This is a genomic window from Pseudoneobacillus rhizosphaerae (genome assembly GCF_917563885.1).
GTDB lineage: Bacteria > Bacillota > Bacilli > Bacillales > Cytobacillaceae > Pseudoneobacillus > Pseudoneobacillus rhizosphaerae.
The window spans coordinates 42,730-56,914 of sequence record NZ_CAKJTG010000019.1 but is presented as its reverse complement, the minus strand read 5'-3'; the positions used below and the strand labels follow the sequence as shown (position 1 = coordinate 56,914).

13 protein-coding genes are annotated in these 14,185 nt (G+C 33.9%); all 13 read right to left on the bottom strand.

Going from position 1 to position 14,185, the window contains the following annotated elements:
* Positions 1–195: 195 nt before the first annotated feature.
* Positions 196–693 (bottom strand): DinB family protein, encoded by a 498-nt coding sequence (locus LRP83_RS15880; RefSeq protein ID WP_230497669.1) that lies wholly within the window; start codon positions 691–693, stop codon positions 196–198.
* A gap of 609 nt (positions 694–1,302) precedes the next feature.
* Positions 1,303–1,743: a YybH family protein gene (locus LRP83_RS15875; RefSeq protein WP_230497668.1), complete on the bottom strand. Its 441-nt coding sequence runs from the start codon at positions 1,741–1,743 to the stop codon at positions 1,303–1,305.
* A gap of 142 nt (positions 1,744–1,885) precedes the next feature.
* The gene (locus LRP83_RS15870) at positions 1,886–3,085 is read right to left on the bottom strand and encodes an MFS transporter (RefSeq protein ID WP_230497667.1); all 1,200 of its coding nucleotides are present in this window, start codon (positions 3,083–3,085) and stop codon (positions 1,886–1,888) included.
* A gap of 273 nt (positions 3,086–3,358) precedes the next feature.
* Positions 3,359–4,381, bottom strand: a complete 1,023-nt coding sequence (locus LRP83_RS15865) for an SRPBCC family protein (protein WP_230497666.1) — start codon at positions 4,379–4,381, stop codon at positions 3,359–3,361.
* Between the two features lie 114 nt (positions 4,382–4,495).
* Complete coding sequence (locus tag LRP83_RS15860) at positions 4,496–4,801, bottom strand: hypothetical protein (protein WP_230497665.1); 306 nt, start codon at positions 4,799–4,801, stop codon at positions 4,496–4,498.
* Between the two features lie 225 nt (positions 4,802–5,026).
* Positions 5,027–6,235: an AimR family lysis-lysogeny pheromone receptor gene (locus LRP83_RS15855; protein ID WP_230497664.1), complete on the bottom strand. Its 1,209-nt coding sequence runs from the start codon at positions 6,233–6,235 to the stop codon at positions 5,027–5,029.
* A gap of 150 nt (positions 6,236–6,385) precedes the next feature.
* Positions 6,386–7,171, bottom strand: a complete 786-nt coding sequence (locus LRP83_RS15850) for an ABC transporter permease (protein ID WP_230497663.1) — start codon at positions 7,169–7,171, stop codon at positions 6,386–6,388.
* A 12-nt stretch (positions 7,172–7,183) separates the two neighbouring features.
* Complete coding sequence (locus tag LRP83_RS15845; RefSeq protein WP_230497662.1) at positions 7,184–8,065, bottom strand: ABC transporter ATP-binding protein; 882 nt, start codon at positions 8,063–8,065, stop codon at positions 7,184–7,186.
* A 1-nt stretch (position 8,066) separates the two neighbouring features.
* Entirely contained in the window at positions 8,067–8,996 is a 930-nt protein-coding gene (locus tag LRP83_RS15840; RefSeq protein WP_230497661.1) for an ABC transporter ATP-binding protein, read from the bottom strand.
* Between the two features lie 26 nt (positions 8,997–9,022).
* Positions 9,023–9,685, bottom strand: a complete 663-nt coding sequence (locus LRP83_RS15835; RefSeq protein ID WP_230497660.1) for a TetR/AcrR family transcriptional regulator — start codon at positions 9,683–9,685, stop codon at positions 9,023–9,025.
* A 450-nt stretch (positions 9,686–10,135) separates the two neighbouring features.
* Positions 10,136–10,762, bottom strand: a complete 627-nt coding sequence (locus LRP83_RS15830; RefSeq protein ID WP_230497659.1) for a DNA-3-methyladenine glycosylase — start codon at positions 10,760–10,762, stop codon at positions 10,136–10,138.
* Between the two features lie 826 nt (positions 10,763–11,588).
* A complete protein-coding gene (locus tag LRP83_RS15825) occupies positions 11,589–12,374 on the bottom strand; it encodes a GNAT family N-acetyltransferase (RefSeq protein ID WP_230497658.1) in 786 nt (261 codons plus the stop codon).
* Positions 12,375–12,695: 321 nt separating this feature from the next.
* Positions 12,696–14,141, bottom strand: coding sequence for a YfcC family protein (locus tag LRP83_RS15820; protein WP_230497657.1), 1,446 nt, complete (start codon positions 14,139–14,141; stop codon positions 12,696–12,698).
* Positions 14,142–14,185: the final 44 nt, after the last annotated feature.

Genomic DNA, 14,185 nt, shown 5'->3' with positions numbered 1-14,185 from the left:
GAATGATAATGGATAGTCAAATAGCTCTCATTAATGAGAGTAAAAAATAATCTATCCAATTTTTAATCATTACAAGTTCATCCACATTAGAATCTTATCCCCTTTCAATATATCTCCACTACCTTCATTTTAACAAAAAAGGTTAAATATAACAAAAATAAATTTAAGTACAATTTGATTTTGTTCATATTCAATCTATAATATGTAACTTTCCAACTCATCTTTTTGTCTCAAATGATGACGAAAATGCATTCCAACCAAATCATACCATTCCTTTGCATTCAGCCAGCCGAACCCTCCATGTTCAACTTTATTGTTTGGGTTAATATAATCCACTTTCGATTCCCAATGACTCATTCTTTGAATTAACTGATCCATCCTAATAATTAGGTCTTCGTTGCTGTCTGAATTATTTGGTGGAGAATTTAGTTCATCTGGTAATCTAATTTTAATAAGTGGAAAGCCTCCGTTCCTATATAATTGCTCACCAAACTGGGTTTTCCCAAGGGGTTGTTCCTCATTTAATGTAGCACATGTTTCCATATTATCTAGATACTCATTGGCAACAACCATTAAATGGTCATACATCTGCCCAATTGACCAAACCCCTTCTTCCGAGATATATCTAAGCTGGTCCAATGAATAATTGTAAAGATCACTTTTGAAAATATTAAGCAGTTTATTGTCACTCATTTAAATACTCCTTTGTAATAGTTAAATGAAATCTGAAATTTTCGCCTTTTTTGTATTTAAAAATAATTAAACCATTAATGATGACAAATACCTTCTACCACTAACTTGCTCGTTCTACCAAAAGGGCATAAGGTATTATAGTACAAAAGCATCAATCTTTAAGACTGATGCTCTGTACAAGAATACTTTTTATGCTCCGAAACCACGAATGCCAATAATGACTGTTAACAATCCATAGCCAATAACAATAAGAGAAATGATTCCCATTCCAACAATATTTTAAGGAACCACTTTCTTTTGTTTTGACACCCTGAACACATAACATCAAACTTGTTATCCAAAAAGTGAGCCCTATGAAGAAATAAGGGTTGAACACTCCATTACTTTCTTGAGAACTCAAGTAAAATAGCAAAATCCCTGCAATGGATAAAACAAAAGATAACTTTCCATATTTTCCCTTCAAGATATCTTCAACCCTCTCCATTAAGTTATTTGTTAGTTCAGAACTTATCGATTAATTGAAGTAGAATAACTTAAATTTTTACTAACTAAAGTAAAATAATAACTCATTTAGATACAACATCACGGTGAACCGTATCACAGCAATTTTTACTTTAAGTTAAAAATCCCTTTTCCAGTTTCCATATCAATTGGTAAAGATGAATGCTCATGAGTTATCTTCCAAGATTCATTTTCTTTACCTAAACAAAATGTAAATCTATTTGTTATCTGACGTAGTTTCTCTCCCGTTTCTTCGTTATGAGCTGCAAAGGTAACAACACAATGAACGAATGCAATATCCATATTTTCTGTTATTACTAAATCATTAAAGTCTACTTTGAGTAAAACACTTTCCTCACTTAAACCATTAAACCATCCTGTTACGGAATCCTTCCACACTGAAACACCAATGCTCTCCCAGTTTTGCCAACAGTCATAAATATGGATATCTGTAGAGTAAGAAGATAAGAATCTCTCAACATCTTTCTCGTAAATGGCAGACTTGTAATTTTCCAAAACTTCCTGAATTTTATTAAAACCCTTCGTCATGTATTCATCCCCTAAAATCATTTTTTTTAAATATAACAACTACTATATTCAATGTGTCGAAGGATTTTTCCTAGTTGAACTATCTAGTGTCCATACCTCCAGATTGAAAAATATTTATGATTTATGTAATTAAAAGTTACACTTACACTTTCTCGTTATTGAATTCATAACGTCTATATTTCACCATAGTTAAAATTCCAAGAATAGGTCCAATCGCTAATATTGTAAACACCCACTCCCAACCAACTATTCTCTGAATAAGAGGGATTAGATTTATAGAGAATATTGTCAATAGGAAACCGATACACATTTGAAAAGTAAGGGCTGTACCTACATACTCATCTTCGGCTATTTCTGAAACTGCTGCAGAAAATTGGGCGGAATCAGATATGACGGACACCCCCCAAATAATAGAGATTATTAGAGTTAACCAAATAAATTGCCCAAATGTAAAACCTATCATTATCGAACAGATAGCACTGATAAACATTGAAATAATCGTTAAATTGGCTCTTCCGATTTTATCAGAGATTAGTCCACCGACCACACAACCAATCCCACCTGCAATTCCTATTGAAATAAAAGAAGATAATGCAATGAACCAATGAGGAGTTTCTGGTGAATAGGTGGAAAAACTAGCAGTCAAAAATGCAGGAAGCCATGTCCACATCGCATACAATTCCCACATATGGCCGAAGTAACCGTAGTTCGCAAGCATCACTGGTTTATTCATAATTACTTTTTTTATTACTTTTAAAGAGAAGGGCAATCTTTTAGATTTTACCGGGGCATCCACTAAAATAAATAAGACTACGAAAGCTGATAATAAAGCCAATACTGAACTACTAATGATCACGAATTTCCAATTTAATGAAGAAAAGAACATAATAATAAAATGGGGTAATGATGATCCTAATGTTAATGCCGCAATTAAGATTCCTATTGCCAACCCACGTTTTCTAGGAAACCATTCTGATAAAATTTTTACAGCGATTGGGTATACACCAGCGAGGGTTATTCCAGTTAATATCCTTAGTAGAATACCGAAAAAGCCGGAATCGACTATAATTAGTAAAGCATTCAATATTGCACCTATAAGTGCCGAAATTGCAAAAACCTTTCGGGGATTAAAACGGTCAGCAACCCCAAAATAGGCACTAAACAATGCTCCTATTACAAATCCAATAGGAACAGAAGAGGAAAGCCAAGCTTCCGAATTAGAGCTAAGATTCCAAATTTCAATTAGTTCTGGCGCAATCACTGAAGCGCTATACCATAAGCTTAAAGCACATAATTCTGATAATCCAATCCATACCAATGCTTTCCAAGAACCTTGAATCATAATATCCCCCCAAGTGAATTAGAAAAACGGAATACAACATGCCACTTCCCGCCATCCCTTACCCTATAGTACCATCATTCTACAATTCTGTTATTTTATATTCCAATATTCTGTGAAATAAAATAAAGGTTTTTTTTCGGTTTCTTCTGAACAATTCTATTGATCACAAAAAAACCAAAAATAAACAAATGAGAAACTTGCATACTTTCGGCTTCTTCCATATGAACAAGTAAGTAGAGATTTTTTTGACGATATTTTCACGAACCACCAAGCTTACTTAGTCGACAGGATTTTGTTCTCAAGTTCTTTGATTCTATAGATTGGATCTTGATCATGGAAAGCGATACATACTGGAACATAGCTTTTTTCTGATAGTTCATCGTAGGCGTGAGCAAATGCTAGGACAGTTCTTGCGACAAGATACATATTTGAGCCCATTGCTGAATCATCTTCATCAAACCCATCTACTTCATATAATTCACTAAATGGTAAAAAGTTCGGCCCATCAATGTCTATTTCCCAATCGCAAGCCCAATCCTCGTCTTCATCCTCTGCCGGATTGTATTCATTGCAGATGAAGAAGGTACCTTCCCATTGGTTGTCCAAGTCGTACTCAAAATAAATAGCTTTAGCCTCTAGCTCAGTATTAGCAGTTAAAATAGCTTGGGTCAGACCGGATTTTAACTCATTAATATAGTCACTAACATCGATTTGCTTTATTTTATTAGCTCTTCCAGCTCCAGCTAGTTTGGCACAAATTTTATAATATTTATTTTCTATTTCATTGAAGCTTTTATCTTGTAAATCTAAAAAAAATTCATATAGATAATCATATATGTTGTAATTCTCGTATCGGTTTTCGATATATTCCTTTAAAGCTTCTAATTGCACTTTATTTAGCTCCGTGGTATACCCACCAATTGCTTTTCCAAGCAACTTATAGGCCATATTATTTGGAAAAAACTCAGTTTCCAAGGTGACTCTTGTTGTATCTTCATCTATTGCGAGACATTCGTAAGTAGCTTTGTTCTCCCCTTCTCGCGTCGTCGCACGAATCACAGTTCGGTAAGGTGGGTTGTATTCGATCAGTTCGCCTTCATATACATAAGTCTCATCCCTCATCCTTACGACAGTTGTATATTTTGTACCAGGCCGATTTTGATTTCTATCCTCCTCTGAATGATATCGATTTTCTACAAAAAAATCGTTCCACTGCTTCATTTCTTCATCGTCAGTTAAAGTTTTGAAAACTTCCTTTATTGGTGCTTCAATGTCTATTTCTATATTGTATTTCATGTTAAATTCTCCCTTTTGAATGTTACGGTAAACTCTAAAATTTGATGTTTTCAAAATAAAATCAACACAATTTTTTCTATCAATCTTATAATTTTTCAATCGCTTTTGTTAGGTCTAATCTTTATTATCTGAAAATATTTTAATTGCTCCTAATATAATCACTAATGGAATTAGAACCAATACTAATCTGAGAACGAATATTTCAAAAATAAAACTTATTAAAACAATGGGTAGCCCAATCATCGCAGTCATTGATGCAAATTTAGTATATCGGATAGCTGCACTAGATATTTCTGGTTCTTCTTTATACATCCACCGTTTCCCAAATAACATACTTTCTTCAGGATAATAGAAAGTCCAAATTAATAAACCATATAACGGAATCATAATTACTACTGTAAAAAAAATAGTTGTAAACATATTGCCCCCCTAAGAAATTCGGAGTTTAGTAGAAAAAGTCCTAACGTTATATTACGGCTTATATTTAAAGAAGTTTCGAGATATATAATTTTTATCGATTAAAAACTTGAGTTACATTAGCTGAATTATTTATCTTTACCAGAAATAGATAATAACTGAATATCCCTTTCACCTTCGACTGCCTGAAGAACAAAAAGGTGGGCATATATCCCACCTTTTTAAGTATTAAGAACTAACATAATATTTAATATCCCCATATTTGGCATTAATCATGGCATCTATAATAGAATGATCTATTCCGAGTTGAAGTAGTGCTCTTACTGGTAAAGGAGTTTCATAAATTTGACTAACTTCAATATTTCTTGATAAACATTTCATTAAAATTGGAATGCTGCTTTCAAGGATACCCTGACAATACATAATAAAATCATTTTCTTTTTCTTCATCTGTAAAGCCCTTAAGAAGTTCTCTAGCTTTTGTTTCGTTCCCCATCTTAATGTTGTAAATCAATTTGTTTTTAGTAGATGTTAAATCTTTTTCCTTGATCCCATCAAAATCGTTAGCCAATATGCTTATTCTAGGGATTAATTCTTCAATGTAGTCTATAAAGAACTTTAAACTCGAGTCATATTGAGTGTAAATTTTCAAAATTGAAAGAGTCTTTTTTATATATTTGATAGCTAACTGATGGTCATGATGTTGATATATTAATCCTAAGTTATAATAATTAACCCCAACCATTAATTCAGATATTGCATACTCATTTGACTTATAAAAATATTGAAGTGAAGTATCGTCTGGTTTAACAGACTTACTCAAAGCGATTTGAGATTTATAACCGTAATAACGTGCTAAATAACTATTTTTAATTAGCCCCGGTTGTAAAGTATCAATAATTAATTTTGCTTTTTCTATATACTCATTAGCTAAACTTTTATGATCAGAATAAGCATAATGAAAATGAGCAAGGGCGATAAATCGAAACGCTTTCATTTCATCAGATTGTAAAGATATTGTTAGGATGGAATCTAGATATTTATCTTTATCTAGATTCCCTGAACGAAATTCTTGCCACAGCAAATAGCAATCCGCCCATTCTTTATCCTTTTGTAAGGAAGCATTACTTAATATATTTGCAGCTGCCGATACCGTTTTTTCATCACGATTTAATCTTGCCATTTCAAGCATTATTTTTAGAGATTGTAAGGATTTAAGATACGGTGTTATTCTTTTTAAAATGCCATATGCAGCATGGGTTTCGGGAAATAAGTAATTAAGGAGTTTTAATAAAACTTCTATGTTAGGAATACGATTTCCATTTAAAAATTTAGTTAATAAAGTTCTATCGAAATCCAATAACTCACTAATTTGAGTTATTGATAATTCTTGTTTACCAATTTCACGATTTATTATCTTTAACGTTTCTTTATCCAATTTCATCACCAAGATTCTAAAATTGATTTGTCCTGACCTCTTACACACCCAATACTTAGGAGTTACATGTTTGATTCGACGTTCATTAAGTAAATTCCTGCTTATGGATAAAACCTTCGAGTTTATGCCAATAACAAACTAATAACCCAATTAAAGCGGTAAATCCTTTTCTTTGAAAACACGAATTCCAATGCCATACAAGACAATACCGAGAATTGCCAGGATAAAGAAAGGAATCGTGTAACTGTCCCCGTTTAGAATGGCATCTTTAGCAAACAATGTATTTATCGAGATATATTTGAATTTATCAAGGCTATTACTTACCGAAGACATCAGTTCGAACAGAAAGAATGCAATCGGAATTCCTGCTCCTAAAGCAAGTGAATTTTTCGATAAGTTGAATATACAAGAGAATAAGAACGAAATGCCACTAATGGCAAACATCAATAAAAACCAGCCTAAATTCAGCATTAGAAAATCAGAGTTACTAACATTTACGTCGCTTTGGAAAATTTGGATGGATATAACTCCAACTAGGGTTGCAATCGAAAGCATTACTATTAACGCTACAATTAAATAAACAGCTTGTGTTACTACAACTGTACTTCTTTTTGTCGGTGTTGATAACAAGTAAGCCATTGAGCCTCTATCTACTTGCGAAGCAATCAAAATGTTAGCGGTCATAATAATATAGATGATTGGCAAAAGGATACCGTGTATCGAATAGAAGGTCGAAGATAGCATACCTAAAAACGTCGTATTTTTCAGCAGGTCAGCTAAGGGTGTGCCCTCCGCCATATTTGTCATGCTAGAAATCGTTGATGGTTCAAAAACAGCAATAAGTAAACCTAACAAGGCACTTGTTATAATGGTAAAAATCATCCATAATTTTAGATTAGCTTTTAATGTTTGCTTAAAAATAGTTTTACTGAACAATTGAATCCCCCCTTAATATAGGCTTTTAAAATAATTTTCAAGCGTGTACTTATTTTCTGAGATGAACTTAATGTTGTAGCTTTTTAACGCTTTCATTAGAGTATTAATATCCCGGTCATGCACATGTATAATCACTTGATTTTTGCTTTCCTGTTTATCAACAAAATCAAATGATTCAGACAAAAATCTAAAATAATCCTGTTGTGAAATAAACTCAATTTTATATACCTTATCTTCATTGTGTTTAATTTCGCTCGTGGATTTCACTGCAATTAACTTTCCATCTTTAATAAGGGCCACTTTGTCACAAATATGTTCGACTTCTTCAAACATATGACTCGACATAAAAATTGTCTTTCCTTTTTTCTTTTGTTCGTCCAAAATATCAAGAAACTCTACTCTCATCAGTGGATCGAGCCCCGTTGTCGGCTCATCAAGAATTAAGATATCGGGATCAGTCATTAAGGAAGCAACAATAGCTGTTTTCTGTTTCATCCCTTTTGACATTCTTTTTAAATTAGCAGTAGGGTCAAGCTGCATCTTTTTGATGATGGATTCCATATAGGACATATTGTTCAAACCTACTAATTCTGCTTGTCTTTTCAGAAACTCTGTTCCCGTCGGTGCATCCGGAAAAGCAATTTCACCAGGAATATAGCCAATCCTTTTTTTAATTTCAGCGGAATCCTTCCAACAATCCAATCCGTTTATAGTTGCACTCCCGCTTTGTGGCTTTAAAAACCCCATTAAATGTCGTATCGTTGTCGTTTTACCCGCTCCGTTCGTTCCAACAAAACCAAATACTTCACCTTTTTCGATTGAGAGGTCAATATCAAAAATCCCCCGTCCACTTCCATAATCTTTAGTCATATTTTTTATTTCAATTAACGGCATTTTAGTTGATACCTCCGCCCTGTTTTGCCTTTCGATCATAAAACTTCATAAAGTAATCTTCAAGCGTAAACTTGATTTCCGAAAAAAACTTTAAGTCATAATTGGATATAAAAGCGACGAATTCGTTAATAGTAGCATCTGGAATAGAAACGATAGCTTGATTTTTGTCAGGCTTTAAGGAAATGATTTGAAATTGACTATTTGATGGAATTTCATTTGAAAACCGTTCGTAAAATTCTTTCATCTGAAATTCCATTTTAAATGTTTTTTCCTTACTGTTACGCAGATCATCTGCCACAAAAGAAGAAACTAATCGTCCTTCTTTAATAATGGAAATCTTGTCGCAAGTAGCGTCGATTTCTTTAAAAATATGGCTGGACAGTAAAATGGTTTTCCCTTTTTCTTTTTCTTCCTTAATAAATTCAATAAAGACATTTTGCATAATCGGATCTAGCCCACTTGTTGGCTCGTCAAGTACGAGGATAGAAGGATCATGCATGAAGGCTGTCACAATACCGAGTTTGCGTTTCATCCCTAATGACATTCGTTTCAAGCTTCCCGAAGGTTCCAACTCGAATTTTTTAATTAAATAATTTGTATATGTCCGATCTTTGATTCCGCGCAACTCCGCCATCATCTGAATAAACTCTGTTCCCTTCATCGATTCAGGTAAGGCAATTTCTCCAGGCAAATAACCTAGCCCTTTTTGGATTTCACTTGCGTATTTCCAACTGTCCAACCCATTTACAAAGGTTTGCCCAGCTTGTGGACGTGAAAAACCCATGATATGACGAATAGCCGTAGTTTTTCCAGCTCCGTTCGGCCCCAAAAAACCGTATACTTCCCCTTTTTCAACCTTAAAAGACACATCGAATACTCCACGATTATGACCATAATCTTTTGTTAAATGATCAATCTGAATAACAGCCATTTTTAAGCTCCTTTCATGTTTTATTTTTATTCTAGAGCGTTATTTTGGGGATTTCTTAATCCGTTCATGACAAATTGAATGGCATCTTCGATTTCTTCTTCACTAACGTTAAAATCATCAATCAAAAGGAAGCGTGACACAAAAAATCCTCCTAAGAAAGTGACTAAATTTTTTAAAATTTTATCGGCTGGGAGATCTACTAATTCTCCTCGCTCTCTAAACTCCTCCAATACCTTTTTAAAAATTGGTGGGATATTTGCAAGTGCATAGGGAAGTAATTCTTTCTTTAATTCGTCTTTGTACACGATTTCTTTTACAACGATTTGAAAAATCTCTCTATTTTCAGTAACAAATTCAACTCTATCCTTGATTAAAGAACGAAGGAATTGTTCAAATGTCGTTGTATTTTCTGACATAGTCTTCTTAATCAACTCTTGTGCCATATATGGAAATAATTCACTTACGAACGGTAAAATGACCGAAAGTAATAATTTGTCCTTTGTTCCATAATGCTTAAAAATAGTCCCTTCGGATACACCTGAAGCTTTTGCTATTTCAGCCGTCGAGGTATTGGAATAGCCCTTTTCAGCAAACAACTGTATTGCACTCTCGACTATTTTTTGTTGCTTTTCTGTTTTCACCTTGGTGATTGCTTGAGTAAGTATTGCATCAAAAATTTTATTTGACAATTATATTCCTCCTAACACATAAGTGAGTAATCACTTACTAGGTAAAGTATAGATAACTTTAAAAGCAAAAGCAATAATAAGTGAGCAATGACTTACTTTTGTAAAGATTTAGAAACAAAAAAGCCTAAATCCTACTGGATTTAAGCCCCCGATAAAATAACCACCTATTAAATCTAATATCTTGGAATCTAGTAATCTTCCAAAAATAAAAGATACTGATAACAAAGCTATTAATAAGAAATATGATTTTTTATATTTGAACGTACATTTTGAATTTAACCAAACCCATCCGTTGTAGCCATTATATAAACTAATTGCAAAAAATACGATTAAGACTAGAACCGCGAAAAAAAGCATATCTAATTTCCTTTCTTTTGGCACAACCCAAAAAACATTTAAAAGTTCTTGAAGCTCATGGATCTAATATATTCCTTTACTTGATGACCTATCTCAAGTAATTACATACAAAGATTTTTGATGTCGAGAAACATATTTATTATTGGAAACCCAAAATCTCCAAGGATAGTCCCTTGCTTCTTCAGAATTGTCAATTCCAATCCTTTTTCCAACGGATATACTGGTAGGACTGAATCCCTTGGCAATATATAGTGGGGGAATAAACAGTTGGTGTCCATAATCCTCCATTGTGATTCCTAGAGACTTTGTCAGATTTCCGGGACCGTTTGTTAATCTCTTAAGATCCTCAATGCCTCTTCTTTCTTTCATAAGCTCGATGCCGTAGACCGGTTCAAGTGCACGAATCAAAACGGCCTCTGGTTTTTCTACACCTCCACTTACTATATTAAAAAGGCAGTGTGTATGCATTAAATACGAATAGACAAGGCCCGAACGTTGGAACATGACTTCCGTTCTTACCGTTCGTCTGTTTTTATAGCTGTGTGCGGCCTTATCATCAGGACCAATGTACGCTTCTGTTTCTACAATATATCCTGCTGCGACACCTTCATCAGTTTCTTTAACTAGGAGGCATCCGAGTAATGACTTTGCCAGTAAGAGAGTAGGCTGTTCATAAAAACCCTCCGGTAGTGGCACGAATTTTCCATCTAATTTCGACACATTAAACACCTCGCAGAAAAAGATTTTTTTATTGTTTACGAATTTACATGTAAAATAGGTCGTTTACAAATTTGTGCATTAATTCCTTGTAATTGCAGTTTCTTCACTATTTTTTTCAAATCTATGACTCTTGATTCAACAGCGGTTTTCATTCTGTCACTCCTCGTTTAGAATTCGTTTTCTAACCTATTAAAATTAGTTTTGGCCACTTTATAAAAACTTAGACGCTAAAGACATGTATCTAGTCATATCCAATATTTTGTTCTTTAGTCAAAATGCAAAAAGGCCTTTACCGATTTCGGTAAAGGCCAAATAAAAAAGACCATTACCAAATAAATGATAAAGGTCTTGCTAACAACTGACGTTGCCAACAAAGCCGAGAGTCTAAGACTCCGTAATGACGACTTTGCTGAAAAAGCTACTCCCCTTTAGGAATATATAAAATTATAGATTAGTATAAACGATGTTTAAAGCATTATAACAAAGTTATTTTAAAAATACAATTCATTGTAGAGACATGGGGATGGCTATGATGTCCTTTTGACTGTTGAAAGGAGTCGAAATTATAAGCCTAGCCTCTAATAGTTACCTTTTTTTTCTTTGAAGCTGTTTATGGTATCCATTAGTCTCTAATTGTTACCGTTTTTGTTCTTTGGCGCTGTTTACGGTAACGATTAACCTCTAATTGTTACCGTTTTTGTTCTTTGGCGCTGTTTACGGTAACGATTAACCTCTAATTGTTACCGTTTTTGTTCTTTGGCGCTGTTTACGGTAACGATTAACCTCTAATTGTTACCACGTCCCCGCATCCTATCCGTCCCTTCTCTCAACCTTGAATTTCCTTAATACTTTTACCACCAAAAAAGGCGTGTCCCATTTTTAATTTTTCTACAGTATGAAAGCCATATTTATGATAAATCGTTTCAATTTTTTCGTTAATTGGGAACACCCATAGGTTTGCTATATCCCTTTTTGCTGCTTCACTCTGAATATGACGAATTAAATGTCCTATCAAACCTTTGCCTCTATATTCCTCAAGAGTAGCTACACTTTCCACTCGAGCTTGATTACCCGCTGTAAACAAACATGCAGTCGCACAAGCATCTCCTTTGTATCGCAGTAAATAATATGTAAACTGGGGGTTATGAAATTCCTGTTGAAAAGCTTTCTCTCTCACAGCCCTCCCACCAAATTCCTTAATGCTACACTCAATTTCAAGTGCTTCTGAAAAATTATCCATTGTCACTAATTCAATCGTAACTTCTTCAGGATTACTAGTTTCGATTATTTTTTTATCCCACAATTGAACTGGGCTTATTAATTCTTCATAGCCAAAGTGATTATCTTTTAATTGTGAAAGAAATTCACCTTGTACATCTAAGTTATAGATATAAAAACGAGGTAAAAGACCCCTAGATTGATAAAAGGATAACACTTCCTTAATTACCTCATCAGGTTTCTCTACCATTCTATAAATATGAGCATGATTCGCATCATAATAATCCGGATGATCCTCATTATAGAATAATATTCCCCATTCCCGATCCAAACGATGTGTAAAAGAAGCTAAGTAAGCAAAATCTAAATTGAAAATCTTTTCTAAATGATCCATGAAATCCTCCCGAAATGATAGTGTACTCTCCCCTGCCTTATTCTTCCTTAATATAACATAACCAAAATAAAAACACAGGGACGATTCTAACCATGTTCGATCCTCAAGCGTGTTTTTTTAATTTCTTAAGCAACAAAAAAATCAGAGACCAGTTGGTTTCTGATTTTTATAAATTAATAATTATTCATCCATAAGAGTGCCTAATAATAGTCTGGAAAAAATAGTCATCTATACTAGTATAATAGTTATTAATAATGTAATATTCCACTGAATATGAATCCAATCGACAAACTATAGGCGAAGAATTCCGCTGATCTATTGTTAGAAAGGACCGTAATTAGTTATAACAGCAATTAATACGAATATCATCTGAATGACGAATAAAATTCCAAATAACGGCATGAAAAATTTAAACCATCTTCCAAAAGGAATTTTAGCTATTCCTAGCATGATACCAATATGAGCAGTTGGGTATAAAAGATTAGAGAAACCTTCTCCGTAAGTAAAGGCCATAACTGCTGTTTGTCTTGTAACTTCTGATAAATCTGCTAATGGAACCATGATTGGCATTACCGTAACGGCTTGGCCCGTTCCAGATGGAATGACAAAGTTTAATAGGGTTTGCATCACCAGCATGCCTTGAGCACTTGCCCACGGTGGTAAATCTTTTATAGGCTGATAAAGTCCATAAACAATCGAATCAATAATATCTGCATTCGTAAGGATAATTAAAACACTTCTTGCTAATCCAATTAAAATGACAACCATCATGATTTCAGAACATGCTTTACAGAAGTTTTCTGCTATTTGATCAGCGGAAAATCTAGCTACGAATGACATCACTAAAGCACCCATTAAATAGACCATCGCTACTTCTGTCAGACCGAACTTCCAAAGGACAGACCCCGCTACGATTGCAACGATTGATAGCAAGAAGACTCCTAGGACTACTTTTTGTGTCAATGTCATTTTAGAATCTTGCAAATTATTGATTTCTGCCTCATTAAACTTAAAGCTAGTAAAATCTAAATCATTTACAAGACTCTGGGAAGTATCGTTTTTAATTTTATTCGCGTATCTTGTTGTATACCAAATCGTTGGTATTAGAAATGCAACCATCGATAACCATTTTAACCCTTGTCCCGAATACATAGGCAATTCTGCAATATTTTGTGCTAAGGCTGTTGTATATGGATTGGATGTTGCAACAGCTGACCCAATCGCACAAGCCATACCACATATAGCAATCCCTATTATGGCATCATGTCTCATCATCATGGCCAATCCTATGAATAGAGGGATCAAGCCATATGACGCAGTCAGTTCTCCATAAGTAGAACCAGCTAACGTGAAAAGAATAATAAAAATAGGAATATATAAGCTACGGAGCTTACTGTTATTAATAATCTTACCAATCACTGCATTGAATGCACCTGTTTTAAGCATCGTATATACCCAAAAATATCCAAGGAATACTAAGAAAATGATACCTCCGCCTTCTACTAAACCAGTGTAGATACTTTTAAAAATATCAAGAAAACCTACAGGAGCAGAGTCTACATAATGAAAGGAGTTAGGATCAATTTTAGTTACACCCGTTTTTTCATCTACAACTCTTACAAATTTCCCAGCTGGAATAAGATAGGTTGCAATAGCCCCGATAATTAAGGTAAAAAACAAGAACACTACAGTACTTGGAATTCTGTCATACCATTTCTTTTTTACAATATTATTGTTAATATTCGTAATCGTTTCTATGTTCTCCACTTCCTTTTCCTTGTATATACTCCATAAAACCTTGTGAGGGCTTA

What these genes read in the sequence shown, in the direction of transcription:
- LRP83_RS15880 (WP_230497669.1), bottom strand. Translation starts at nt 693, where the DNA reads ATGAGTGACAATAAACTGCTTAATATTTTCAAAAGTGATCTTTACAAT.
- LRP83_RS15875 (WP_230497668.1), bottom strand. Translation starts at nt 1,743, where the DNA reads ATGACGAAGGGTTTTAATAAAATTCAGGAAGTTTTGGAAAATTACAAG.
- LRP83_RS15870 (WP_230497667.1), bottom strand. Translation starts at nt 3,085, where the DNA reads ATGATTCAAGGTTCTTGGAAAGCATTGGTATGGATTGGATTATCAGAA.
- LRP83_RS15865 (WP_230497666.1), bottom strand. Translation starts at nt 4,381, where the DNA reads ATGAAATACAATATAGAAATAGACATTGAAGCACCAATAAAGGAAGTT.
- LRP83_RS15860 (WP_230497665.1), bottom strand. Translation starts at nt 4,801, where the DNA reads ATGTTTACAACTATTTTTTTTACAGTAGTAATTATGATTCCGTTATAT.
- LRP83_RS15845 (WP_230497662.1), bottom strand. Translation starts at nt 8,065, where the DNA reads ATGCCGTTAATTGAAATAAAAAATATGACTAAAGATTATGGAAGTGGA.
- LRP83_RS15840 (WP_230497661.1), bottom strand. Translation starts at nt 8,996, where the DNA reads ATGGCTGTTATTCAGATTGATCATTTAACAAAAGATTATGGTCATAAT.
- LRP83_RS15825 (WP_230497658.1), bottom strand. Translation starts at nt 12,374, where the DNA reads ATGGATCATTTAGAAAAGATTTTCAATTTAGATTTTGCTTACTTAGCT.